Genomic DNA, 25,730 nt, shown 5'->3' on the forward strand with positions numbered 1-25,730 from the left:
GGCAAGCCTCATCTTGGCGGAAGAGAGAGGGAGTCGAACCCACCAGAGACCGTCTCGCGGCCCCTCCCGGATTTGAAGTCCGGACGCCCCACCGGGGACGATTCTCCTCCTGAAACGGCGGCAGGACGCGGCGCGTCCTGCGAAGGGCGAAACAGATCGAGCCGATGGCGATTGACGCGGCGCAGATCGCCGCGCCGGATCGTCACGCCATGCCGATCGAAAAACTCCAGGATCTGGATCGCGACCTTGCGGCCATTGTCCATCTGGTCGCGAAACTGCGAGGCGGTGAATTCGGCGTGCGCCTCGCTGTCGCCGAGGCGGACGACGATGCCCACCATTTCTGCCACCGTGCCGCGCAGAAAGAAATGGTCGTGCGCGACTTCGTCGACCCGCCCCATCCGCCCGAGCAGTTTCAGCAGGCGGCGAATGGCTTGTTCCTTCACGACCAGCAGATTGGCGATATCGCGCACCCGCGGCGGACGAAAGCGCTCGGCGCCCGACAGCAGCGGCGCGCGCCTGGCCCATAGAAGCTCGTCGTCATCGGTCAGGCGCACCTCATGGCCGGCGAGGCGCACCCAGGCGCCGTCCAGCGCGATCTCCCGGCCGCGCACCAGAGCGTGCAGCACCGCCAGCAGCGCCGGCGCCGGCAGCCTTGGCTCGAGCTGCAGCCGCAGCCGCTCGAGGCCAATGCCCGGCAGATCGGGATTGTCGGCGTGAAAGGCCTGCAACTTGCCGAGCAGGGATTGCTTCAGCGCGAGATGATGCCGCGCCGCCATCGCGAAGCTGCCCTGCGGCGTCTCCAGCGTGACGAGCGACAATTGCGCGACGAGATCCTGCGTCTGCGCGTCGGACAGCGCGCGGTCGCGCGCAAATGCCGGCAGATCGACATGATGCGGCGCGATCTCCAACAGCGTGGCCAGCGCGGCGGCCGGAACCGCCTGCGCCTGCGCCTGCAATTGCGCGAGCCGCATCGGCGTGCCGCGCTTGCGGGACGGCGCGCGCAGATCGAGCAGGCGGCCGCCGCCGATGGTGCGCTGGCCGGTGGTGTCGCGCAGCACGAAGCGATCCCCGGAAGCCGCGGCGATCGGCTGCTCCAGTACCAGTTGCACGAGGCCGCTTTGTCCGGGCGCGATCGGGCGATCCTCCAGCAGCACGATTCGGGCGCCTGTTTCTGCCGCGGCATGAAACAGCCGGACCGGCATCCACTGGACGACGGGTTTTGGCTCCGACGCCAGCCAGCGCAGTTCGGCATCGATGCGGTTGCTCGGCGCATGCAGCACGGGATCGAGCACGACGTCGCCGCGCGCAATGGCGTCCTTCGAAATGCCGTCGCCGGCGAGATTGAGCGCGCAACGCTGGCCGGCCGTGCCGCGCGGGCTCGGCCGGTTCTGCGCGTGGATCGAGCGCACCCGTGCCACAAGGCCCGACGGCGATATCGTGACGCGGTCATCGACCGCGACCGCGCCCGATAGCACCGTGCCGGTCACCACGGTGCCGGCCCCGGTCAGCGTGAACGACCGGTCCACCGCCAGCCGGAAACGGCCGTTGGCGGCATGCGCGCCGAACTGGCGCGCGATCTCCAGCAGCTCCGTGCGCAATGCGGCAACGCCTTCGCCGGTCGCAATGGAGACGGGAACGATGCGCGCCCCGGCCAGCCTCGTCGATTGCAGTATTTCGGCGATTTCCTTTGCGACCTGCTGCTGCCGCGCGATGTCGATCAGATCGGTCTTGGTCAGCGCGACAACGCCGCGCTCGATGCCGAGCAGGTCGATGATGGCGAGGTGTTCGCGGGTCTGCGGCTTGATGCCGTCATCGGCGGCGACCACCAGCATCACGAAATCGATGCCGGTGGCCCCCGCCAGCATGTTGTGGATGAAGCGTTCATGGCCGGGCACGTCGACGAAGCCGAGCACCGAACCGTCGGCATCCGGCAGATAGGCGAAGCCGAGATCGATCGAGATGCCGCGCGCCTTCTCTTCCTTCAGCCGGTCCGTCTCGACGCCGGTCAGCGCGCGCACCAGCGAGGTCTTGCCGTGATCGATATGGCCGGCGGTGCCGATGATCATGGCGCGGGCTCGGGCAGCGGCTCGCGCGCGCGCTGCTCGGCCTCCGCGATTTCCGCCGGCGTCAGAGCGGCGCGCGTGGGCTCCAGAAATTTTGCCGCCAGCGAACTCTTGCCGGCGCGGGCGCGCAGCAGCCAGACCAATGCCTGCAAATAGTCGCGCGCAATGCCGGCGCCGAGATAGCAGGCGGCGCCGAGCATCGCCTGGCCATCGGCATCGCCGCGCTCGGCGCCGCGCTGCCACCACTGCACTGACAATGCCGGATCGCGTTCGACGCCGAGCGCGTTGTGATAGAGCATGCCGAGCCGGGTCATCGACGACGCCACGCCCTGAGCGGCTGCGGCCTCCGCCCATTTCCGCGCCTCGGCATAGTCATGCACCATGACCTCGCCTTCCAGCAGCATCCAGCTCAGCATGTCCTGCGCCGGCCCGTCGCCGGCCAAGGCGGCGGCGCGGTAGAGTTTCGCGGCGCGCCGGAAATCTTCCGCCACGCCGTCGCCGCGGAAATACAAAGCCGCCAGATTGCGCTGGCCCTCGGGATCGCCGGCGTCGGCCGCCAGCGTCAGCCATTTCGCCGCCAGCGGATAATCCGGCTCGACGCCCCAGCCCTCCGCAAAGCAGGCGCCGACATAGGCCTGCGCGCCGCTGATCCCGGCATGCGCCAGCGGCCCCCAGATCTCCAGCGCGCTGGCATAGTCGCCAGCCACGAAGGCCTGGCGCGCGGACTCCATCTGGTCCGGCACCGAGCCCGCATCGAGCCTCGCCGGTTCAGGCGGCATCGGACGCCTCCGACAGATCGAGCGAGGCAAGCGTCATCGCAAAGCCGGCCTCGTCATCGAGACAGCGCAGGTCGAGGACCAGGGCCTGATCCTCGACACGGCCGACGACCGGCCGATCCAGCCTGCGCAAGGCGGACGACAGCCGCTTCAGCAGGCCGCCCGCGCCGCGCGCGGCGATGGGCCGGATCGCCAGCCCGGCGCTCGGCAGCGCCACCATGGGCAGCGCGCCGGAGCCGACCTGGCTGGCGCAAGCTACCATCTGGACGGCGAAGGCGTCGCCGAGTGCGGCCTGCAGCACCGGCGCCATGCGACGCGCGCGGGCCTCGATGTCTTCGATGGGCTGCGACAGCAGGCGAAATGTCGGCAGCTCCTGCGCCAGCCGGTCGGGATTGCGGTACAGCCGCAGCGTCGCCTCCAACGCAGCGATACGCATCTTGTCGAGGCGCAGCGCGCGCTTCATCGGATTGCGATTGATGGCGGCGATCAGATCGCGGCGGCCGACGATGAAGCCGGCCTGCGGGCCGCCGAGCAGCTTGTCACCGGAGAAGGTGACGAGGTCTGCGCCGTCGGCGATCGCTTCGGCCACGGTCGGCTCGTGCGCGAGGCCGAACGGCATTAGATCGACCAGCGTGCCAGAGCCCAGATCGTGCAGCAGCGGGATCTTGTGTTCGGCGGCAATGAGCGCGAGGTCGCGGGCGGCGACCTCCTTGGTGAAGCCCTCGATCCGGTAGTTCGAGGTGTGCACCTTGAACAGCATGCCGGTCTTCGGCCCGATCGCGCCTATGTAGTCCTTCGCATGGGTGCGGTTGGTGGTGCCGACCTCGACCAGTTTCGTGCCGGCGCGCGACATGATCTCGGGCAGCCGGAACGCGCCGCCGATCTCGGTCAGTTCGCCGCGCGAGACGATCGCCTCGCGGCGCAGCGCCAGCGTGTTCAGCACCAGCAGCACTGCGGCTGCATTGTTGTTGACGGTGGTGGCGTCCTCGGCGCCGGTCAGTTCGCACAACAGTTCGCGCAGATGATCGTCGCGCTCGCCGCGGCGGCCGTCGCCGAGATCGAATTCCAGCGCCACGGCCGAGCGCATCGCCGCGGTGGCGGCAGCAATTGCCGGTTCGGCCAGCAGCGCGCGGCCGAGATTGGTGTGCAGCACGGTGCCGGTGAGATTGAACACCGGGCGGAGGCTGGGCCTGTCGCGCGCGCCGAGCTGAACGATCGCCTCGGCGATCACCTCCTCGGGCTGGCCGGGATCGGCGCCGCCGCTGCGGCTGTCCGACAGGATGCGCCGGATGGCGCCGAGCACGGCCGGACGACCGAAACGTTCGATCGCGACGGGGGCCGCCGCCGTCCGCAGCACGACATCGACCGAGGGCAGTTTGCGCAGCAGGCTCGCGGTCTTCGCCATCGCGCCCTCAATAGCCGAGCAGGAGCGGATTGACGCTGCCCCGCCGATAGCCGGTCTCGCGCAGCAGCAGATCGAGCGCGAGACTGGCGACGTCATCGGCGACCGGATCGAGGCCCGGGTTCTTGTGCTGATGCAGGATTTTCACATAGCCGTGGCAGGAGGCGCAGGTCTCGCCCCACAGCGTGCCGTCGCCACCTTCCACCTCTTTATAAGAGATGCCCTCGTTCGAGCTGCACAGCGTGCATTTGATACGCACGTAATTCCACTGCGTCGCGCATCCCGAGCAGACGCAGAACCGCGCGCCATGCGCGCCCGGCCAGCCGACCACCAATGATGCCACCGGCGCGCCGCCGCAGGCCGGGCAGACGCCGTCCCCGACCGGCACCAATTGTTTGGCGTCCAGCCCCGCCGCCAGCCGCGCATAATGCACCTGTAGTGCTGCGGCGACGAAGACGTGGCTGGCGACCTGTTCGACCGGGATTTCATGGGCGAGAACGGCGCGCGCCATTTCCGCGATGGCAGCGGCGTCTGCGGCGCAGACCGCCGCCAGAGCCGCATGCGCCGCGGCCGGCATGTCGAGGTGTGAGGCAAGCTCCAGCAACCGCTGCAACGTGGCGGCAAAGGCGGGATCGCCGTCCTGCCGAGCGGCGCCGAGCGGCGGCATCGCATGCGTATGGGCGCGCTGACGTTCGGCGTCAGAGGGCAGCTCGATGGCGGGCAGCGCTTCCTGCAGCGCATGCTGGCACGACGACAGGCCGGACAGGAATTGCAAATAGGGCGCCAGTGGATGCTGCGCGGCCAGCGCCTGAAACCGTTCGGCGCGGATCTTGAAAAGCGTCGCCGGATCGGGAAGCCGCACGAAAGGCGGCTCGGCCACCTCGCCGATCACGGTCGGATCGGGCTGCAGCGAATCGATTTTACTCATCAAAAGACCTCACGAACCCCCCGGGCCACGTGCAGAGCATTACACGGACAATTATCGAAGCAGCGGCGACAAGCAAGGATGATCACAAGGACGATCAACCGGCGCGGTCGGTCTTGCCACTCACCAGTTCGCGCAGCCATTTGCGGTGATGGCGCCAGGCCCAGCCGCCGGTGACCTGGCCGCGGGTCATGGCGCTGATGGTGCCACGTACCCAGATCGCGGCATAGACGTGCACGATCCAGACGCAGATCATCGCCACCGCACCGAGCGCATGGAGCAGCACGGCGACGCGCTTCTGATCGACCGTGGTGTAGGACGCGAAATATTGATCCCAGATCACGAAACCGCTTGAGATCAGCACCAGGATCAGCAGCGACATTCCCCAGAACACGCCCTTCTGGCCGGCATTGTACTTGCCGATCTCGGGCAGGCGATCTTCGTGACCGGCGAGCACGTCGCGAATCCGTGCCAGCCAGGTGCCGTCCTCGCTGCGCCACAGATTGGCGCGCCAGAACCGCAGGAACAGCCCGGCAAAGGAGAAGAACAGCACGACGCCGAGCCACGGGTGGACGGCGCGGGTCCACTGCCCGCCGCCGAACAGGGCGGTCAGAAAATACAGGCCGGGGGTGAACAGCGCGAAACCGGACAGCGCCAGCAGTACGAGGCAGGTCGCGGTGATCCAGTGGTTGATCCGCGCGCTCCTGGTGTAACGGTCCACGATGACCGGGTCGCCGGCGTGGACCTGATCACCGCTATTGACGTCATAGGCCGTCATCGATCACCCCCGGCCAGCTTCTTGGCGTTCTGTTCATCCTCGGGCTGGACGCGATTGGCACCCGAGACCAGATGGTGCATGAAGCTGACCGCCGCGAAGGCGCCGATCGTCGCCATGCCGACATATTTGGTGACGCCCTTCCACGCTTCGACGATCGGGCTGATCTTCGGATTGTTGGGCAGATTGGCGTAGATCTGCGGCTTGTCGGCGTGGTGCAGCACATACATCACATGCGTCCCGCCGACGCCCGGCGGATCATAAAGGCCGGCATTCTTGTAACCGCGCGACTTGAGGTCGGTGATGCGGACGTCCGCCCACTTCTTCATGTCGTCCTTGGTGCCGAACACGATCGCTTGGGTCGGGCACGCCTTGGCGCAGGCCGGGCCCTGGCCGACGGCGACCCGGTCCGAGCACAACGTGCATTTGTAGGCCTTGTTATCGACCTTGGAGATGCGCGGGATGTTGAACGGACAGCCCTTGATGCAATAGCCGCAGCCGATGCACTTGTCGTGATCGAAATCGACGATGCCGTTGGAGTATTGCACGATGGCGCCGGGCGCCGGGCAGGCCTTCAGGCAGCCCGGATCTTCGCAATGCATGCAGCCATCCTTGCGGATCAGCCATTCAAGATTGTCGGACTCCGGATTGATCCATTCGGTGAAGCGCATCACCGTGAGGCTCTGCGCCGTCAGGTCGAGCGGATTGTCGAACACGCCCTGATTGACGCCGACCTCCTCGCGCAGATCGTTCCATTCCAGGCAGGCCGACTGGCACGCCTTGCAGCCGATACATTTCGAGACGTCGATCAGCTTGGCGATCGGCTCGAGCTGACGCGCGGGCGCGGCCACGCTCGAGGCCGAGCGGCGCACCAGGTCCTGCTCGCCGAATTTCGGCTGCGCCTGCAGGGAAGGATTCGGGATCGGTGGAAACACGGCATCCTCCTCCTTAAGCGACGGGGCCAGCGATGGCTTCGAGATTGACCAGGAACGCCTTGAACTCCGGCGTCTCGATATTGGCGTCGCCGACGAACGGGGTCAGCGAGTTCGGGCCCCAGCCCTTCTTGGTTTCGCCCATGAAACCCCAATGGATCGGGATGCCGACGACATGCACCGCCTTGCCGTCGCAGATCAGCGGACGGATGCGCCTGGTGACCACCGCCTTGGCCTTGATCGAGCCGCGCTTCGACCAGACGCGCACCCAGCCGCCATGCGTGACGCTTTTCTCCTTGGCCAATTCCTCGCTGATCTCGACGAAGAACTCCGGCTGCAGCGAGGCGTTGATCGCGGCGTGCTTGGTCCAATAATGGAAATGCTCGGTCAGCCGGTACGACGTCGCCGCATAGGGGAATTCGGCGACGGTGCCGAACTGCTCCATGTCGTTCTTGAACACGCGGGCGGCCGGATTGCCGCGAATCTTCGGCGCGACGACATTGACGACCGGGGATTCGAACGGCTCGTAATGCGCCGGGAACGGCCCGTCGCGCATCATGCCGCGCGTGAACAGCCGTGCCGAGCCTTCCGGGTTCATGATGAAGGGGCCGACGTCCTGCGGCTTCGCGTTCGGCGCGATATCCGGCACGTCATAGCCGGTCCAGGCCGTGCCGTTCCATTCCAGCAGCTTGCGGCTGGGATCCCACGGCTTGCCGTTGAGATCGGCGGAGGCGCGGTTGTACAGGATGCGGCGGTTGACCGGCCACGACCACGCCCATTTCAGATAGGCGCCGGTGTTGTCGGGATCGCTGGTGTCGCGACGCGCCATGTTGTTGCCGGCCTCGTTGTAGCAGCCGGAATAGATCCAGCATGCACACGCCGTCTTGCCGTCATCGCGCAACGCCGCGAAGGACACCACCTGCTTGCCCTTGGCCAGCACCACCTTGGTCGGGTCAACGGGATCCATGACGTCCTCGAGCACCGAGCCGTTGAGCTCGCGCGCCAGTTCGTCCGCGGTCGGCTCGCCCGGATCCTTGTAGCGCCAGTCGAGATTGAGGATCGGCTCCGGAACCGCGCCGCCCTCCTTGCGATACAATTCGCGCATGCGCAGGAAGATCTGCGCCATGATCCAGTTGTCGGTCTTCGCTTCGCCGGGCGGCGAGCCGGCCGGCCAGTGCCATTGCAGCCAGCGGCCGGAATTGGTCAGCGAGCCCTCGTCCTCGGCGAAACAGGTGGTCGGCAGCTCGATCACCTCGGTCTGGATCTTCGCCGTATCGACGTCGTTGTGCTCGCCGTGGTTCTGCCAGAACCGCGAGGTCTCGGTCTGCAGCGGATCCATGATCACGAGCATCTTGAGCTTCGACAGCGAATCCGTGATCTTCTTTCGGTTCGGGAACGCCATCAGCGGGTTGAAGCCCTGGCAGATGTAGCCGTTCATCTTGCCTTCGTTCATCAGTTCGAAGGCGCGCAGGATGTCGTAGGTCGGCACGTCCATCTTCGGCAGCCAGTCATAGGCGAAGTTGTTGGCCGGCGTCGCCGCCTCGCCCCACATCGCCTTCTGGAAGCTGACGAAGAACTTCTTGTAGTTCTGCCAGTAGCTCATCTGGTTCGGCAGCAACGGCTTGAAGCCGCGCGTCGACATGTAGCTGTCGAAGGTCGGCTCGCGCTCGATCGGCAGCGTCAGATAGCCCGGCAGCATGTTGGACATCAGCCCGATGTCGGTCAGCCCCTGGATGTTGGAGTGGCCGCGCAAGGCATTCATGCCGCCGCCGCGCACGCCGATATTGCCCAGAATGAGCTGCAGCATCGCCATGCCGCGGATGTTCTGCGAGCCCTTGGAATGCTGGGTCCAGCCGAGCGCATACATCGACGTCATGGTTTTGGTCGGCGACGAACACTCGCCGATCATCTCGCAGATCTTGACATATTTATCGATCGGCGTGCCGCAGATCCGGCTCACCAGTTCCGGCGTATAGATCGAAACGTGCTTCTTCAGCAGGTTCCAGACGCAGCGCGGATGCTGCAGCGTCGGGTCGGTCATGACGTAGCCGTCCGGCCCGATCTGGTAATCCCAGCTCGAGCGGTCATAATCACGCTTGGTCTCGTCATAGCCCGTGAACAGGCCGTCCTGATAGTCGAAGCCGTCCTTGATCAGATAGGACGCGTTGGTGAAGGCCTTGGTGTATTCCCACTGCACCTTGTCGTTCAGCATGCAGTAATTGATGACGCCGAGCAGGAAGGCGATGTCGCTGCCCTGGCGGATCGGCGCATAATAATCCGCGACCGATGCCGAACGCGTGAAGCGCGGATCGACGACGATCAGCTTGGCGCCGCGGCTCTGCTTGGCCTCGGTGACCCATTTGAAGCCGCACGGATGTGCTTCGGCGGCATTGCCGCCCATGATCACGACGAGGTCCGTATTCCGGATATCGGTCCACGAATTGGTCATTGCGCCGCGGCCGAATGTTGGAGCCAGACTGGCTACCGTAGGGCCGTGTCAGACACGCGCTTGATTGTCAAAGACGACCATCCCGGCGCTGCGGGCGACCTTGTAGGTCGTCCACGCGGTCTCATTGGTTGTCGCGGAAGCCGCGAGCATGCCGGTGGTGGTCCAGCGGTTGACGGTGACGCCATCATTGTTGCGCGCGACGATGTTCTTGTCGCGGTCGTCCTTCATGAAGCGCGCGATGCGATCCAGCGCGTAATCCCACGATACCCGTTCGAACTTGTCGGAGCCGGGCTTGCGGACCTGCGGATAAAGCGTGCGGGTCTTGGCGTGCACGATGTCGAGCAGCGCCGCGCCCTTCGGGCACAGCGTGCCGCGATTGGTCGGGTGATCGGTATCGCCCTCGATGTGGATGATGTCGGCGTGCTCACCCTTTTTCACATCCCCCTTGGCATAGATGATGATGCCGCAGGCGACCGAACAATAGGTGCAGGTATTGCGGGTCTCGGTCAGGCTGGCCAGCTTGTAGGGGCGGATCGACGCCGCATAGGCGGCTTCGATATCACCGAAGCCGAACGCCCCCAGGGTGGTGACCGCTAGTCCGGCACCGGCCCCTTTCAGGAAATGGCGCCGCGACAGTTCCATGTTCATCGGTGTCCCCTCCGAGGCCAGACTCCAGACCGCATGCGGTTCAAGACATGCGGTTTCAGGGGTCGATTCCACTGCAACGTAGAATCCGTCTAACTTCTCCAAAATAGGATTGCGTCATCATGCAAGTCAACTCCGCAGTCTTGGTGGCTGCGTGAATTGTTTGACGCGACGCAACAAAAACTTTCGTTGTGGTACTACAAGTCCGCATCTGCGCTGCGACGCAGCACAATCGATGACGGTTAGCTGATCGCAGCCGCGACGATTTGAATTGACGTCGTCCCATCGCGATCTTCATATCCCCGGGTGATCCGGCGAAGGGCTCCCGAGGTTCGGGGCGGACAGTTTGGAGATGCGAAGCGATCGCTGGGCGCCATGGCCCTGGCGACATGCCTCGTGTCGGCGACACAGCCGACCTCCATGGCCAACGAACTGGCGCACTTCGATGGCCACAAGCCATCCTTCAACCACCGCCAGCCTGCGGCTCGATTGCCTCGATCCGGACACGTTCAACTACACCATCACCGCGAAGGAACTGAGCGCATGACGCGATCTGCTTTATCGCGGGAGGCTGTGAGTCCAAATCGCTTCGGAACCTTTTCGCCGTCCGGGCCGTTTTTCGTTCCCTTGCCAACAGGAGGCGGTGATGAAAAACCTTGCTCTCATGCCAATTGCTGCTGCCATGTTGATGGTTGTTGCAACCGGAACGCTGGCCCAGAACAACACCCCGCCCGCCACCACGGTGGAGCAACCGACCACGGCGAAGCAGCCGAACAACAGCAGCGGCACCTCGCCCGCGGAAATGGGCGCCACCGGCTGGACCGGCGCCACCCGCGGCCAGACCCAGGATTCTGCGACCGTCAGCGGCCCCGGCGCGAGCGCCAGGGATACCGAAGCCGCCAAGGATCAGCCGGCGATGGCCACCGGCGCGGACCTCAAGGGCCCGTCGGCGCAATTCCCGGCCAACAAGACCCCCGAGTAACCCACAGCGGCCCGCGCGTTGCCGCGGAGCCGATCTTATGAACATCCAGAACCTTCGCCTCACGAGTCTTGCGCATGGTGGTGGCTGCGGCTGCAAGCTGGCGCCGTCTGTGCTGCAGCAATTGCTAGGCAAGCCCGGGGTGCAACCGTTCGAGCGACTGCTGGTCGGCACCGAGACCGGCGACGACGCCGCGGTCTGGCAGCTCGACGACAACACCTGCGTGATCGCCACCACCGACTTCTTCATGCCGATGGTCGATGATCCCTTCGAATTCGGACGGATCGCCGCCACCAATGCCATCTCCGACATCTATGCGATGGGCGGCACGCCGATCATGGCGCTGGCGATTCTCGGCATTCCGATCGACAAGATGCCGGCCGAGATGGCCGCATTGATCCTGCAAGGCGGTCAGGCCGTTTGCACGGCGGCGGGGATTCCCGTGGCCGGCGGTCACTCGATCGATTCGCCGGAGCCGATCTACGGCCTCGCGGTGATCGGCACCTGCAGGCCGTCCGACATTCGCCGTAACAAGGACGCGCGGCCCGGCGACGCTCTCATTCTCACCAAACCGCTCGGGGTCGGCATCTACGCCGCAGCTTTCAAGAAGAACGCGTTGTCGGACAGCGGCTATGCCGACATGATCCGCTCGATGACGCTGCTCAACAAGGTCGGCACGCGGCTGGCAAAGCATGAAGCGGTGCATGCGATGACCGACGTCACCGGCTTCGGCCTGTTCGGTCACGCGATGGAGATGGCGCGCGGCTCGGGCGCGACCGTGGTGCTGGAGGCCGCGCGCGTCCCGTTGCTGCCCGAGGCGGCCGAACTGGCGCAGCAGGCATTCGTGACGGGCGCCTCGATCAGGAACTGGGCCAGCTATGGCGATGGCATCGAGCTCGCTGCCGGTTTCCCGGAGTGGCGGCGCCATCTTTATACGGACCCACAGACCTCCGGCGGATTGCTGATCGCCTGTGCCGCGGACAAGGCAGAGGCGATCCTGCGAATGATCGTGGAGGACGGCTATCCCTACGCCCGCATCATCGGCCGCATCGAGCAGGGCGAGGCCGTGGTCAAGATGCGGGATTGAGGCGCGCTCAATTGGCGACAAGGAAAGCAACCCGGCAACGGCCTATCCGCACCTCTCCCCAACGGGGAGAGGTGCCAGAGCGTCGTTGCAAGCATCGCAATCTAAAGCCGCTACCCTTGCTCCAGCACCTTGATGGCCTCGAGATTGTCCGCCGCGCGGGCGTCGTCGATATAGGCCACCAGCAGGCGATTGATCGCGGTGGCATCGAGCAGCCGGAACTGGCGCGGATCGATCCAGCCGTCGAAATAACGGTCGAGATAGCCGGATTGACTGTCTTTCTCCTCGACCCAATTGGGTCCGATCAACCGTGCCGGAGAGGTCTCCCAATAGCACGACACCAGATGGCCCTGACCGACATGGCCCAGAATACGCTGTCCACTCCGTGGCGCTTCGCTCATCGGCCGAAGAAACTGGCCATATTCCCTTAAAACCCGCTCGACCTGCATACGACGCGATTCCATCTGCGGAGAGCGCCGAGGGGGCGCCCGCTGTCGACAACGATCCATCGATGTTTTGTTTCCGGCGTCGCGATGCAAGACGCGGCGGCTATTTGCAGCCGGCATCTGGACCATCAAACCATCCGGCCAGAATGCCATCCACCGATTCAACTAGTGGTGCGACTTCCAGGCCCTTGCCAACCGAGAATGTATCATGCGGAACCTTGCGGGAGCGCGCACCAAACCGCCATCGCAAGATTTTTTCACACCACCTGAGATTTAGCGAAGATAAAGTCGCTTCCTTTTGCGCACAAAAAAGGTACCACGGTCCGCGAAACCACTGAAAATTAAGGCGGTATTAAGGTTTCATTAAGCCTGTATTAAGCACGAAAAATCGCGGCTTTGCAGATAGTTCGGATGTCTTGGCCTGTGGCGAATGGGTGACAGTATTTTAGTCAGAAGCCGTCTAAATCACGGCCATGGACAGAGCCACCACGGCTCATTCAAAACAGTTTTCTGGAGACTACCCCAATGAAGAACTTCCTGCTCGGTACTGTGGCCCTCATCGCTCTCGGCGCTGCCGTTCCGGCAATCGCTGCTGACATGGCTCCCCGCAGCTACACCAAGGCACCGGCCTACGTCGCAGCCCCGATCTACAACTGGACCGGCTTCTACGTCGGCGGCAACATCGGCGGCGCATTCGGCGGCGGCAATGGCTTCACCGGCGCTGTCAACAACAGCAGCAGCAATGGCAAGTTCATGGGCGGCGTCCAGGGCGGCTACAACTATCAGTTCGCTCCGAACTGGGTGATCGGTGTCGAAGCCCAGTACGACTGGACCAGCAACAGCGGCGCTACCGTGACGTTCCCGCTGGCTCCGGCCTACACCTACAACACCAGCCTCAATGGCCTCGGCTCGGTGACCGGCCGTCTCGGCTACACCTGGGGTCCGGCCATGCTGTACGCCAAGGGCGGTTACGCCTTCACTGACCGCAGCCGTTCGGTTACCGGTCTGCCCGCCGTCGGCGTCAACGGCAACACCGATGGCTACACCGTCGGTGGTGGTCTGGAATACATGTTCACCCAGAATTGGTCGGGCAACATCGAATATCAGTACTACAACTTCGGCAAGACCACCTTTGCCTCCGCTCCGCTCGCCGCCTATGGCTCGGCGACCAGCGAACAGCACACCGTCAAGGCTGGCCTGAACTACCACTTCAACCTCGGTAACTTCGGCAGCGGCATGGTTCCCGCCAAGTATTGATCTGATCGAAGCTTCTCGCGAAGCTTCATTGATCTCGGAAAGGCCGGCGCTTTGCGCCGGCCTTTCTGTTTGTCGGCCTTCAACCGCGCAACGCGCAGGGCGGCGCGCGCAAGGCGGCCTTGCCACTCCCGCCGAAATCGTGGACTGCTGGGGTCGAAAATCAACGTGCGGCGTCAACGAGCGTCCGAGGGATCGCACTATGAACCAGATATTTGCCGCCCCGCTCGGGCATGCCGATTCGGCAAATCTGCCGCGCCATGACTGGCAGCGCGACCAGGCGCAGGAATTGTACGACCTGCCTTTCGCCGACCTGATGTTTCAGGCGCAGAGCGTTCACCGCGCCCATTTCGATCCGAATCACGTCGAGACCGCGAGCCTGCTCAGCATCAAGACCGGCGGCTGCGCCGAGGATTGCGGCTACTGCTCGCAGAGCGCGAAATACGACACCGACGTCACGGCCACGAAGCTGATGGATTGCGAATCGGTGGTCGCCACCGCGCAGCGCGCCAAGGAGGCCGGCGCCAGCCGCTTCTGCATGGCGGCGGCGTGGCGCAACCCGAAGGACCGGGATCTCGACCGGGTCTGCGAGATGGTCAGCGCCGTCAAGGGTCTCGGCCTCGAGACCTGCGCCACTCTGGGCATGCTGACGCCGGACCAGGCGCAGCGCCTGCAGGATTCCGGCCTCGATTTCTACAACCACAACGTCGATACCTCGCGCGAATTCTACGGCAAGATCATCTCGACCCGGACCATGGAAGACCGCATCGAGACGCTGGCGCATGCGCGCCACGCCGGCTTGAAGGTCTGCTGCGGCGGTATCGTCGGGATGGGCGAGCAGGTCGAGGACCGGCTGGGCATGCTGGTGCTGCTGGCCAACCTGCCGCATCACCCGGAAAGCGTGCCGATCAACATGTGGCAGGAGGTCCGTGGCGTGCCGGTCAACGACATGGCCGAGCGTCCCGACCCGATCGCGCTGGTGCGGATGATCGCCACCGCCCGAATCATGATGCCGCGATCCGTGGTGCGGCTGTCCGCCGGCCGGCAATACATGACCGATGAATTGCAGGCTTTGTGCTTCCTCGCCGGCGCCAACTCGATCTTCATCGGCGACGTGCTGCTGACGACGAAGAATCCGCAGATCGACCGCGATTCGGCGCTGCTGGGCCGCCTCGGCATCACCTCCGCGCTCGACCATGTGAAAACGTCCGCGACAGCCAATCCAGCCTGAGACAGATTGCAATCGCCATGCATTCGAAAACCCACACCACTAAAGCATCCGCCGACGGCCTGCGTTACCCGTGGGAGAGTCATCCCGGCGCCGACCAAGTCGTCGAGGTCGCGCCCGGCATTTTGTGGGTACGGCTCGACCTGCCGTTCCGCCTCAACCATGTGAACATCTATTTGATCGCCGACGGTGACGGCTATGCGATGGTCGATACCGGAATCGGCAACGAGGCGACGATTGCGGCATGGACGACGCTGTTCGAGGGCGTCTTGCGCGGCAAGACCATCAGCCGGGTGATCGTCACCCACGCACATCCCGACCATGTCGGCCAGGCCGGCTGGATGGTGCAGCGATTCCATTGCCCGTTCTACATGTCGCAGGTCGAATATCTGCAGGGCGTCTATCACCAGAACCGCCGCACCGACGAGCGGGTGGTGAACTCGCGCAACTTCTTCCGCCGCCACGGCATGGACGAGGCGATCACCGAGCAGTTGCTTGGCCGCGGCCAGGATTATCTGAAGAAGACCGTGCCGCTGCCGGCCGCCTATGTCCGGCTGTCGGACGGCGATGACATCACGATCGGCCAGCGCCGCTTCCGCGTGATCACCGGCGCCGGCCATTCGCCGGATCAGGTGATGCTGTATTGCGCCGAGGACGGCCTGTTTCTGTCGGCCGATCAGGTGCTCAGCAAGATTTCCCCGAATGTCAGCGTCTGGGCGCACGAGCCCGACGAAAACGCGCTCGGCTCCTATCTGCACTCCCTCAACCGCCTCGGCGAAGTGCTGCCGGACGACGTGCTGGTGCTGCCCGGTCACGGCGTGCCGTTCTACGGGCTCAAGATCCGCACCCGGCAGCTTGCCGACCACCACGAGGAGCGCTGCCAGATGATCGTCGCGGCGTGTGCGGCTAGCGCCAGAACCTCGGCCGAACTGGTGCCGGTGGTGTTTTCCAAACACAAGCTCGACGCGCATCAGACCGGCTTTGCCGCCGGCGAACTGATCGCCCATGTCAATTACATGCTGGCGCAGAAGCGGCTGACATCGGAACTTGGAGTCGACCAGGTGCTGCGGTTCAGCAGCCGCTGAGGCCGTAATGGCCCGGATCGGTAAATAAACCATCGCGGGATTGATCCAGAGCAAGGATAAGCCCTGCTCCGCGCGCAACCCTTGCAGCTTCAATCGGACGTGAAAACGGCCGTTTCGGCTCGCATTCGGGCTGGAAGCCTTCTAAAACGGCTGTGGGGATGTAACCTTCCGGCTTCCATTTCGGGTATTTTGCTATGGATTACAGCAAGTTCTTCACCGACGCTCTCGCCGTACTGCATGACGAGCGGCGCTACCGCGTTTTCGCCGATCTCGAGCGCATTGCCGGGCGCTTTCCGCATGCGGTTTGGCACACGCCGACCGGCGCCAAAAACGTCGTGATGTGGTGCTCCAACGATTATCTCGGCATGGGCCAGCATCCCAAGGTGGTCGGCGCGATGGTCGAGACCGCGACGCGGGTCGGCACCGGCGCCGGCGGCACCCGCAACATTGCCGGCAATCATCACCCGCTGGTGCAGCTGGAGGCCGAACTCGCCGACTTGCACGGCAAGGACGCGGCGTTGCTGTTCACCTCGGGCTATGTCTCGAACCAGGCCGGCATTTCGACGATCGCCAAATTGATGCCGAACTGCCTGATCCTGTCGGATGCGCTCAACCACAATTCGATGATCGAGGGTATCAAACAGTCCGGCTGCGAGCGCGTGGTGTGGCGCCACAACGACGTCGCCCATCTGGAAGAACTGCTGATCGCCGCCGGACCCGACCGGCCGAAGCTGATCGCCTGCGAGAGCCTGTATTCGATGGACGGCGATGTAGGCCCCTTGGCCGCGATCTGCGACCTCGCCGAGCGCTATGGTGCCATGACCTATGTCGATGAAGTTCATGCCGTCGGCATGTATGGCCCGCGCGGCGGCGGCATCGCCGAGCGCGAGGGCGTGATGCATCGCATCGACGTGCTCGAAGGCACGCTCGCCAAGGCCTATGGCTGCCTCGGCGGCTATATCGCGGCGAACCGTGACATCATCGACGCCGTGCGCTCCTACGCGCCGGGCTTCATTTTCACCACCGCGCTGCCGCCGGCGATCTGTTCGGCCGCGACCGCCGCGATACGCCATCTCAAGACCTCGATCTGGGAGCGCGAGCGCCACCAGGACCGCGCCGCGCGCGTCAAGGCGATCCTGACCGCCGCCGGCCTGCCGGTGATGCCGAGCGACACCCACATCGTGCCGGTCTTCGTCGGCGATCCCGAGCACTGCAAGAAGGCCTGCGACCTCTTGCTGGCAGACCACGGCATCTACATCCAGCCGATCAACTATCCCACCGTCGCCAAGGGCGCCGAACGGCTGCGCATCACGCCGTCGCCATATCATGACGACGCGCTGATCGACCGGCTTGCCGAGGCGATGGTGGTGGTCTGGGAGCAGCTCGGGCTGAAGCTCAATGCCAGGGCGCTGGCGGCCGAATAGGCTCTGCCGTCAGGACAATCCGCCGATGGATATCGTCTGGAAAGGTATCGTCGGGGGCCTGATGACCGCCGCGATCGTCTGGCTGTCGAAGCGCGGCAATACGCTGCCCGGCATCCTGCCGCTGTTTCCGACCTTCGGGCTGATCGCGCTGCTAGTGGTGGGCGCCAAGCATGACAATGCCGGCTTCCGCGAGGCTTGCCTCGCCGGCGCCAAGACCATCCCGGCCTATCTGGCGTTCCTGGCGGTATGCTATTTCGGCATCGAGCGTTTCGACTACCGGATCGCGCTGCTGGCCGGCCTCGGCGTCTGGCTCGCCGTCGCCCTGGCGGTATTCTTCGCGCCGCGCTGGCTCTGACGATGATGCGGTGATCGATGGCTCGCCGGGGATGGTGGCGGTCCGGGAGCAACGCGAGCTGAAGCTCGCGGTCGGGGGGCTGGCGGCAGAGCAAGCTCGCTTGAAACTTTGTTGCCCACATCGACGCTCGAACACCTCTCCCCGCCGGGGAGTGGTCGACCGGCGAAGCCGGGCGGGTGAGGAGACGCGGCGCCCTCGATAGTTCTGTGCCCCTCACCCGGAGTCTTGCTGTCGCAAGGCTCCGACCTCTCCCCGATGGGGAGAGGTGAAGGAGGCCGCCGCGCTTGGCCACTCCCGCTAATCCCTATCGCTTGCGCCTTGCCGACGCGCTAGTTTCCCTCGCGGAGCGCCAACGCTCCACGGGGAGCGCGCGCGATGCTGCATGACTGGGGCGTGATTCTCGTCGCCCTTGGCTACATCGGTTTTCTGTTCTGCGTCGCCAGCTATGGCGACCGCATTGCGCTGTTCCGGCGTGCGCGGATGGGCGCGCTGATCTATCCGCTGTCGCTGGCGATCTATTGCACCTCCTGGACCTTCTTCGGGTCGGTCGGCTTCGCCAGTCGCACCGGCGTGGAATTCCTCGCGATCTATCTCGGCCCGATCCTGATGATTGCGTTCTGCACGCCGATCCTACGCCGGGTGATCCATCTGGCGAAATCGCAGAACATCACCTCGATCGCCGATTTCATCGCCGCACGCTACGGCAAGAGCCAGGCGGTGGCGGCCACCGTCGCCGTGATCGCGATCATCGGCTCGGTGCCCTACATCGCGCTGCAATTGAAGGCGGTGGCATCGTCGCTGGAAACCATCCTAGGCGACGACAAGACGATCGCCGGCGTGCCGGTGGTCGGCGACATGGCGCTGGTCGTCACCCTTGCGATGGCCGCCTTCGCCGTGCTGTTCGGCACCAGGCAGACCAACGCCACCGAACACCAGCACGGGTTGATGCTGGCGGTCGCCACCGAATCGATCGTCAAGCTGGTGGCGTTCATCGCCGCCGGCCTGTTCGTGACGTTCTGGATGTTCGGGCCGTCCGAACTGATCGAGCGCGCGATAAAGACGCCGGAGGCGTTGCGCGCCATCAGCTACACGCCCTCGATCGGCAATTTCCTCACCATGGTACTGCTGTCGTTCTGCGCCATCATGCTGCTACCGCGGCAGTTTCATGTCAGCGTGGTGGAGAATTCCAGCGACGACGAGGTCGGCCGGGCGCGCTGGCTGTTTCCGACCTATCTGATCGCGATCAACCTGTTCGTGATACCGATCGCGCTGGCCGGCCTTGTCACCTTCCCGTTCGGCGCCGTCGATAGCGACATGTATGTGCTGGCGCTGCCGATCGAAGCCGGCGCCAGTCTTCTCAGCGTCCTCGTCTTCATCGGCGGGCTATCGGCGGCCACCGCCATGGTGATCGTCGAATGCGTCGCGCTGGCGATCATGGTGTCGAACGACATCGTGCTACCCATGGTGCTGCGGCGCGGCCCGCGCCCGGCCGGCGTGCCGACCGACTATGGCAACCTGTTGCTCAAGGTGCGGCGGTTCTCGATATTTGCCATCATGGCGATGGCCTATTTCTATTTCCGGGCGCTCGGCAACACCCAGCTCGCGGCCATCGGCCTGTTGTCCTTTGCCGCGATCGCCCAGTTCGCGCCGGCCTTCTTCGGCGGGCTGATCTGGCGCCGCGCCACCGCGCGGGGCGCGATCGGCGGCATGGTGATCGGCTTCATCGTCTGGGCCTATACGCTCTTCATTCCGAGCTTCCTTGAAGGCAGTACGGCCGGTCTCATGCTTTTGCAGCATGGCCCGCTCGGCATCGAGGCGCTGCGACCGCAGGGCCTGTTTGGCGCCGACCTGCCGCCGTTGATGCATGGCACGCTGTGGAGCCTGTCGCTCAACATCCTCACTTATATCGTGCTGTCGCTGATGCGGGCGCCGTCGTCGATCGAGCGGCTGCAGAGCGAGTTGTTCGTGCCGCCGACGCTGGCGCCGATCACGCCGACGTTCCGGCGCTGGCGCAGCACCGTCACGGTGCAGGACATCCAGGGCACGGTGACGCAATATCTCGGGCCGGAGCGCGCCCGCGAATCCTTCGAGGCCTTCGCCACCCGCCGCCGCGTCGATCTCGACCCGGCGGCGCCAGCCGATTTCGAACTGCTGCAGCACGCCGAGCATCTGATCGCCTCGTCGATCGGCGCGGCCTCCTCGCGCATGGTGATGTCGCTCTTGCTGCGCAAGCGCACCGTGTCCGCGAAAGCCGCGCTGAAACTGCTCGACGATTCGCATGCCGCCTTGCATTTCAACCGCGAGATCCTGCAGACCGCGCTGAACCATGTCCGCCAGGGCATCGCGGTGTTCAATCCCGACCTGCAGCTGATCGTCTCCAACCGGCATTTTGGCGACATCCTCGGGCTGCCGCCGCCGATCGTGCAGATCGGGATCCCGCTGCGCGAAATCATCGAGTTCATCGGCCTGCAGGGCGCCTCGGCGGGCAACCACAGCGAGGCGCTGACGCAGGCGCGGTTGTTGGCCTATACGACCGAGGGCGAGCCCTATCTGGAGCGGCTGCCGGACCGCCAGATCGTCATCGAGGTCCGCACCAACCGGATGCCGGACGGCGGGCTGGTGCTGACCTTCTCCGACGTGACGCCGAGCTTCGAGGCCGCCGAGGCGCTGGAGCGCGCCAATGCGACGCTGGAAAAGCGCGTCCGCGACCGCACCGAGGAACTGACACGGCTGAATACCGAGCTGGCGCTGGCCAAGAGCACGGCCGAAGACGCCAACATCTCCAAAACCCGATTCCTTGCCGCGGCCAGCCACGACATCCTGCAGCCGCTGAACGCGGCCAGACTCTATGTCACCAGCCTGGTCGAGCGGCAGAGCGGCGGAGAGGACGCGCGCCTGGTCGAGAACATCGACGACTCGCTGGAGGCGATCGAGGAAATCCTGGGCGCGCTCCTCGACATCTCGCGGCTCGATGCGGGCGCGATGAACCCGTCGATCTCCAGCTTCCGGATCGGCGACCTGATGCGCTCGCTGGAGATCGAATATGCGCCGATCGCGCGCGCCCGCGGCGTCGCGCTGCAATTCGTGCCGTGCTCGCTGCCGGTGAAATCCGACCGCTTGATGCTGCGCCGGCTGTTGCAGAACCTGATCTCCAACGCCATCAAATACACGCCGCATGGAAGGGTGCTGGTCGGCTGCCGGCGGCGCGGCCAATCGCTGCAGATCGGCATTTATGACACCGGCGTCGGCATTCCGATCCTCAAGCGCGGCGAGATATTCAAAGAGTTCCACCGGCTCGAGCAGGGCGCGCGGATCGCACGCGGGCTGGGCCTCGGCCTGTCGATCGTGCAACGTCTGGCCTCGGTGCTCAATCACGGCATCGCGCTGGACGCCAACCGCGGCGGCGGCTCGTTCTTCTCGGTGACGGCGCCGATCGCCACGGCGATCGACCACACCACCGCCGTCACCAGCGCGACGCCGCTGTCGAAATCACCGATGTCCGGCACGCTGATCGTCTGCATCGAGAACGATCCTGCAATTCTCGATGGCATGCGGACGCTGCTCAGGGCTTGGGATGCCACCGTGATCGCCGTCGCCGACCCGGAAGCTGCGATGGCGGCGATTGCGGAGATCGAAGCATCGGGCCGGCAGTTGACCGGCCTCCTGGTCGACTATCATCTCGACCGCGGCAATGGCATCGCCGCGATCCGCGAAATCCGCAGCCGCTTCGGGTCCGCCATTCCGGCGATCCTGATCACCGCCGACCGCAGCCCGCACGTCCGCGAAGCCGCCCGGCAGTCGGAAATCGCGGTGCTCAACAAGCCGGTCAAGCCGGCCTCGCTGCGCGCCCTGCTCGGGCAATGGCGCACCCGGCAGATGACGGCGGCGGAGTGACAAGCGGAGTTACGACGTCGGTTCGCTCTGGCGCCATTGGCCGCCGGCGATCCTGGCGGCGGCGATCACCGCCTGGGTACGGCTTTCGACGCCGAGCTTCTGCAGGATGGCAGACACATGCGCCTTGATGGTCGCTTCCGACACGCTGAGCTCATAGGCGATCTGCTTGTTGAGCAGCCCCTCCGACAGCATCATCAGCACCCGTACCTGCTGCGGCGTCAGCGTCACCAGGCGGTCGCGAAGCTTGGTCATTTCCGGATCGGCCGCCGCCGCCATATCGATATCCGGCGGAACCCAGACATCGCCCTCCATCACCTTGAGGATGGCGTCGCGCAGCGTATCGACGCCGAACCGCTTCGGAATGAAGCCGGAAGCGCCGAAATCCAGCGACTGCCGGATGGTGCCGACATCGTCGCTGGCCGACACGATCACCACGGGGGCGGCCGGATATTGCGCCCGCAGATAGATCAGCCCCGAGAACCCGGAAATGCCGGGCATCGACAGGTCGAGCAGAATCAGATCGACCTCTGAATCCTGTTCCAGCAGCTTGGTCAGATCCTCGAACGTACCGGTTTCGTCGATCCGGGCCTCCGGCAGAACGCCCGCGACGGCTTGTCGCAGCGCACCGCGAAACAGCGGGTGATCGTCCGCAATGATGAGGCGTGTGGTGGCTGTGACCGACATCAAGATCCATGCAAAAGGTTCGGCAATCCGGTGGCAGCGACTGCCATTTCCACCATAATGCGTTCTGCCGGCAAGTGTCGTCTGCCGTCTCGCATCTGGCAAGCGCGCATTGCTGCCACGCCGCAACTTGGCGGCTGTCGCCCATGCTGCAGCGCAACAATCCGAGGCATGAGACCCGTCCATCTGCGACGAGTCCGCGCACTCCCCTTGCACAGGGTCTAAAGTCGTATTGGGTCCACTTTCGCTGCAATGTAACTTGGAATTGGGCTCCCTGCATCTAGCCGGCATCAGTTCGGCGCAGCGAGTGAGACATCCGCAACGAATTCGGGGAGCGATTCAAACATGTCTACAATTGCAGCTACATCGCCCAAGGCGGCCGGAATGACGAAGGACGAACGCTTCGTCATCTTCGCATCTTCGCTCGGCACTGTGTTCGAATGGTATGATTTCTACCTGTTCGGCTCGCTCGCCGGCATCATCGGCGCGCAGTTCTTCGGCGTGATCGATCCGGCCACCAACCAGCCGATGTTCAACCAGGCGACGCGCGACATCTTCGCGCTGCTGGCCTTTGCCGCGGGCTTCATCGTCCGTCCGTTCGGCGCCATCGTGTTCGGTCGCGTCGGCGACATCGTCGGCCGCAAATACACCTTCCTCGTCACCATCCTGTTGATGGGCATTTCGACCTTCATCGTCGGCCTGCTGCCCAATGCCGCGACCATCGGCATTGCCGCGCCGATCATCCTGATCTCGCTGCGCCTGCTGCAGGGCCTCGCACTCGGCGGCGAATATGGCGGTGCCGCAACCTACGTCGCGGAACACTCGCCACCCGGCAAGCGCGGCTACTACACGTCGTTCATCCAGACCACGGCAACGCTGGGCCTGTTCCTGTCGCTGCTGGTGATCCTGTTTACCCGAACGATCCTCGGCGAGCCGGAATTCGCGGCCTGGGGCTGGCGCATTCCGTTCCTGGTCTCGGTGGTTCTGCTCGGCGTATCGGTCTGGATCCGGTTGCGGCTGAACGAATCCCCGGTCTTCAAGAAGATGAAGGAAGAGGGCAAGAGCTCGAAGTCGCCGCTCACCGAATCGTTCGGCAACTGGAGCAACGCCAAGATCGTGCTGATCGCCCTGATCGGCGGCACCATGGGCCAGGGCGTGGTCTGGTACACCGGCCAGTTCTACGCGCTGTTCTTCATGCAATCGATCCTCAAGGTCGACGGCTACACCGCCAACCTGCTGATCGCATGGTCGCTGCTGCTCGGCACCGGCTTCTTCATCTTCTGGGGCTCCTTGTCGGACAAGATCGGCCGCAAGCCGATCATCCTGGCGGGTTGTCTGATCGCGGCGCTGAGCTTCTTCCCGATCTTCCGGATGATCACGTCTAACGCCAATCCGGCGCTGGAAAAGGCGATCGAGACCGTCAAGGTGGAAGTCGTCTCGGATCCCGCGCAGTGCGGCGATCTGTTCAATCCGGTCGGCACCCGCGTGTTCACCAAGCCTTGCGATACGGCGCGCGCCTATCTGGCACAGTCGTCGGTCAAGTACTCCTCCGCCCCCGGTCCGGCCGGCTCCGGCGTCAAGGTCGTCGTCAACGGCAAGGACACGCCCTATACCGACGCCAAGGCCTCCAATCCGGCGGTCCTCGCGGCGGTGCAGGCAGCGGGTTATCCGAAGGCGGGTGACGCGCAGATCGTGAAGATGTCGACCCCGTTCGATATCTTCCGTCCGCAGGTGGCGGCGGTGATCGGCCTGCTGTTCATCCTGGTGATGTTCGTCACCATGGTGTACGGCCCGATCGCGGCCCTGTTGGTCGAACTGTTCCCGGCCCGCATCCGCTACACCTCGATGTCGCTGCCTTACCACATCGGCAACGGCTGGTTCGGCGGCCTGCTGCCAGCGACCTCCTTTGCGATCGTGGCCTCGACCGGCGATATCTATGCCGGCCTGTGGTATCCGATCATCTTCGCCACCATCACCGCGGTCGTCGGCTTCTTCTTCCTGCCGGAGACCAAGGACGTCGACATCAGTCACACCTGATCTCGCATCCTGTCCTCAACAAGCCGGCCGCGGAGCGATCCGCGGCCGGTTTTTTGTTGCTTCCTTTCTTCCTTCTCTCCTTGTGGGAGAAGGTGGCGCGGACGAAGTCCGCGACGGATGAGGGGTTTCTGAGCTCAGAGCTTGTGGCACCCCTCACCCGTCCGCGCTGCGCGCGGCCACCCTCCCCCACAAGGGGAGAGGGAAGAGGGCAGCGCGTTCTGCTACCCCGCCGACCCGACGAATTGCAGCACCACTTCGCGCGCATGCGGGCGGCGGCGGTGCTCGATCAGATAGATCGCCTGCCAGGTGCCGAGCGCGAGCTGGCCGGCCAGCACCGGAATGTGCAGCGAGGTGGCGGTGAGCAGGGTGCGGACATGGGCCGGCATGTCGTCGGGGCCTTCGCTGTCGTGGGTCCAGCCGAAATCCTGCGGCGCCAGCCGGTCGAGCACCGTCATCAGATCGACCAGCACGGAGGGATCGGCATTCTCCTGGACGGTCAGCGACGCCGAGGTGTGGCGGATGAACAGCGTCAGCGCGCCTTCGCGCCCACCCGCCTCGGCGACGAATTTGGCAACCTCGCGCGTCAGATCGACGAAGCCGGGGCCGCTTGTCTGCACCGTCAGCATCGAGGAGGTGACCGTCGTGGTGGTGACGGACGATGGCGCGGATCGGGAGATGGATTTCGGCGACGTCATGATCGGGAGCCTGCAAGTCGAGCCTGGGATGAACCATACCACGGCTGCCGCGTTCCCTTTGGAAAGGGAGAGTAACATGCAGCCGAAAACATCCAGGGACATTTCAGGGCAAGAGCCACGCAAGGACAGCGAGCGCGAGCAGCGGCAGGCTATCATCAAGGATGCCGACAAGACCGGACAGTCCGATTGGGACCGCGTCCACGGCGTCGGCGACGAGATCGGGCTCGACGACAAGAAGTAATGCACAACGCAAAAGGCCCCGGATCGCTCCGGGGCCTTTTCGTTGAAGCCGGCTTACTTGGTGCCGGCAGTGCCTGCGCCGGTGCCCGGCGCCTGATTCGGATTGGTGGTGGCGGACGAACCGCTCATGCCGGTGCCCGTGGTTCCGGGCCTGGTCATCGACGAACCGGTGGTAGCCGAGTTCTTGTCCATCTGGTTGGTCGTGGTGCCGTTGTTCATGCTGTTGGAAGAATTGCTGGTCGGGCTGGTAGCCGCGCCGCCCTGGCCGGAGCTCGGCTGCGCCGCAGCAAACGTGGTCGACAGCGCGAGAGCAAGCGTGGTGGCGATAATGGCCTTCTTCATGGAAGTTCCTCACTGATGT

At 64.6% G+C, this 25,730-nt stretch carries 20 protein-coding genes, 1 tRNA gene and 1 pseudogene; 10 read left to right on the plus strand and 12 right to left on the minus strand.

Translation table 11 applies throughout. The features are described 5' to 3' along the window. Nucleotides 1-14: 14 nt before the first annotated feature. The 8 genes and pseudogenes from FNL56_RS27555 to fdnG form a co-directional block, all read right to left on the minus strand. Nucleotides 15-110, minus strand: a tRNA-Sec gene (locus FNL56_RS27555). 123 nt (nucleotides 111-233) lie between these two features. Then, nucleotides 234-2,066 (minus strand): annotated as a pseudogene (selB, locus tag FNL56_RS03495) (selenocysteine-specific translation elongation factor); the annotation flags it as partial. Next, complete coding sequence (locus FNL56_RS03500) at nucleotides 2,063-2,842, minus strand: tetratricopeptide repeat protein (RefSeq protein ID WP_143571613.1); 780 nt, start codon at nucleotides 2,840-2,842, stop codon at nucleotides 2,063-2,065. The pseudogene selB and the gene FNL56_RS03500, both read right to left, overlap by 4 nt. After that, nucleotides 2,832-4,244, minus strand: coding sequence for an L-seryl-tRNA(Sec) selenium transferase (selA, locus tag FNL56_RS03505; RefSeq protein ID WP_143581775.1), 1,413 nt, complete (start codon nucleotides 4,242-4,244; stop codon nucleotides 2,832-2,834). The genes FNL56_RS03500 and selA overlap by 11 nt, the downstream gene beginning before the upstream one ends. Before the next feature lie 7 nt (nucleotides 4,245-4,251). After that, nucleotides 4,252-5,169, minus strand: a complete 918-nt coding sequence (gene fdhE / locus FNL56_RS03510; RefSeq protein ID WP_143571615.1) for a formate dehydrogenase accessory protein FdhE — start codon at nucleotides 5,167-5,169, stop codon at nucleotides 4,252-4,254. Between the two features lie 94 nt (nucleotides 5,170-5,263). Continuing rightward, nucleotides 5,264-5,944, minus strand: a complete 681-nt coding sequence (locus FNL56_RS03515; protein ID WP_143571616.1) for a formate dehydrogenase subunit gamma — start codon at nucleotides 5,942-5,944, stop codon at nucleotides 5,264-5,266. Next, entirely contained in the window at nucleotides 5,941-6,876 is a 936-nt protein-coding gene (fdxH, locus tag FNL56_RS03520; RefSeq protein ID WP_143581776.1) for a formate dehydrogenase subunit beta, read from the minus strand. Before fdxH ends, FNL56_RS03515 begins: the two co-directional genes overlap by 4 nt. A 13-nt stretch (nucleotides 6,877-6,889) precedes the next feature. After that, nucleotides 6,890-9,970: a formate dehydrogenase-N subunit alpha gene (gene fdnG / locus FNL56_RS03525; protein WP_143571618.1), complete on the minus strand. Its 3,081-nt coding sequence runs from the start codon at nucleotides 9,968-9,970 to the stop codon at nucleotides 6,890-6,892. Between the two features lie 643 nt (nucleotides 9,971-10,613). Here fdnG and FNL56_RS03530 point away from each other — a divergent pair. Together FNL56_RS03530 and selD are read left to right on the plus strand one after the other, a co-directional pair. After that, on the plus strand, nucleotides 10,614-10,949 hold the full coding sequence (locus tag FNL56_RS03530; protein ID WP_143571619.1) for a hypothetical protein: 336 nt from the start codon (nucleotides 10,614-10,616) through the stop codon (nucleotides 10,947-10,949). Nucleotides 10,950-10,986: 37 nt separating this feature from the next. Next, the gene (selD, locus tag FNL56_RS03535) at nucleotides 10,987-12,033 is read left to right on the plus strand and encodes a selenide, water dikinase SelD (protein ID WP_143571620.1); all 1,047 of its coding nucleotides are present in this window, start codon (nucleotides 10,987-10,989) and stop codon (nucleotides 12,031-12,033) included. 110 nt (nucleotides 12,034-12,143) lie between these two features. Here selD and FNL56_RS03540 read toward each other — a convergent pair whose 3' ends face one another. Beyond that, on the minus strand, nucleotides 12,144-12,494 hold the full coding sequence (locus FNL56_RS03540) for a hypothetical protein (protein ID WP_143581777.1): 351 nt from the start codon (nucleotides 12,492-12,494) through the stop codon (nucleotides 12,144-12,146). A 507-nt stretch (nucleotides 12,495-13,001) separates the two neighbouring features. On the opposite strand from FNL56_RS03540, the gene FNL56_RS03545 reads away from it, so the two are divergent. The 6 genes from FNL56_RS03545 (at nucleotide 13,002) to FNL56_RS03570 (ending at nucleotide 21,716) form a co-directional block, all read left to right on the plus strand. Next, nucleotides 13,002-13,733: an outer membrane protein gene (locus tag FNL56_RS03545; protein ID WP_143571622.1), complete on the plus strand. Its 732-nt coding sequence runs from the start codon at nucleotides 13,002-13,004 to the stop codon at nucleotides 13,731-13,733. A gap of 199 nt (nucleotides 13,734-13,932) precedes the next feature. Further along, entirely contained in the window at nucleotides 13,933-14,961 is a 1,029-nt protein-coding gene (gene bioB, locus FNL56_RS03550; protein WP_143571623.1) for a biotin synthase BioB, read from the plus strand. 17 nt (nucleotides 14,962-14,978) lie between these two features. Then, nucleotides 14,979-16,043: an MBL fold metallo-hydrolase gene (locus tag FNL56_RS03555; RefSeq protein ID WP_143571624.1), complete on the plus strand. Its 1,065-nt coding sequence runs from the start codon at nucleotides 14,979-14,981 to the stop codon at nucleotides 16,041-16,043. 194 nt (nucleotides 16,044-16,237) lie between these two features. Continuing rightward, a complete protein-coding gene (gene hemA, locus FNL56_RS03560; RefSeq protein ID WP_143581778.1) occupies nucleotides 16,238-17,467 on the plus strand; it encodes a 5-aminolevulinate synthase in 1,230 nt (409 codons plus the stop codon). 25 nt (nucleotides 17,468-17,492) lie between these two features. Then, nucleotides 17,493-17,822, plus strand: coding sequence for a GlpM family protein (locus FNL56_RS03565; protein ID WP_143571626.1), 330 nt, complete (start codon nucleotides 17,493-17,495; stop codon nucleotides 17,820-17,822). A gap of 375 nt (nucleotides 17,823-18,197) precedes the next feature. Continuing rightward, nucleotides 18,198-21,716, plus strand: a complete 3,519-nt coding sequence (locus FNL56_RS03570; protein WP_143571627.1) for a PAS domain-containing hybrid sensor histidine kinase/response regulator — start codon at nucleotides 18,198-18,200, stop codon at nucleotides 21,714-21,716. 9 nt (nucleotides 21,717-21,725) lie between these two features. Here the strand turns inward: FNL56_RS03570 and FNL56_RS03575 are convergent, their stop codons facing one another. Continuing rightward, nucleotides 21,726-22,400 carry a response regulator gene (locus FNL56_RS03575; protein ID WP_143571628.1) on the minus strand — a complete coding sequence of 225 codons (675 nt, stop codon included), beginning with the start codon at nucleotides 22,398-22,400 and terminating at the stop codon, nucleotides 21,726-21,728. Between the two features lie 342 nt (nucleotides 22,401-22,742). Here FNL56_RS03575 and FNL56_RS03580 point away from each other — a divergent pair, with 342 nt between their 5' ends. Further along, the gene (locus tag FNL56_RS03580) at nucleotides 22,743-24,434 is read left to right on the plus strand and encodes an MFS transporter (protein ID WP_143571629.1); all 1,692 of its coding nucleotides are present in this window, start codon (nucleotides 22,743-22,745) and stop codon (nucleotides 24,432-24,434) included. Between the two features lie 221 nt (nucleotides 24,435-24,655). Here the strand turns inward: FNL56_RS03580 and FNL56_RS03585 are convergent, their stop codons facing one another. Further along, the gene (locus FNL56_RS03585; RefSeq protein WP_143571630.1) at nucleotides 24,656-25,129 is read right to left on the minus strand and encodes a secondary thiamine-phosphate synthase enzyme YjbQ; all 474 of its coding nucleotides are present in this window, start codon (nucleotides 25,127-25,129) and stop codon (nucleotides 24,656-24,658) included. 76 nt (nucleotides 25,130-25,205) lie between these two features. On the opposite strand from FNL56_RS03585, the gene FNL56_RS03590 reads away from it, so the two are divergent. Beyond that, nucleotides 25,206-25,370 (plus strand): hypothetical protein, encoded by a 165-nt coding sequence (locus FNL56_RS03590; RefSeq protein WP_246660846.1) that lies wholly within the window; start codon nucleotides 25,206-25,208, stop codon nucleotides 25,368-25,370. Nucleotides 25,371-25,423: 53 nt separating this feature from the next. On the opposite strand, the gene FNL56_RS03595 is transcribed toward FNL56_RS03590, so the two are convergent. Continuing rightward, entirely contained in the window at nucleotides 25,424-25,711 is a 288-nt protein-coding gene (locus tag FNL56_RS03595; RefSeq protein WP_143571631.1) for a hypothetical protein, read from the minus strand. Between the last annotated feature and the right edge of the window lie 19 nt (nucleotides 25,712-25,730).

The organism is Tardiphaga sp. vice304 (assembly GCF_007018905.1).
Lineage (GTDB): Bacteria > Pseudomonadota > Alphaproteobacteria > Rhizobiales > Xanthobacteraceae > Tardiphaga.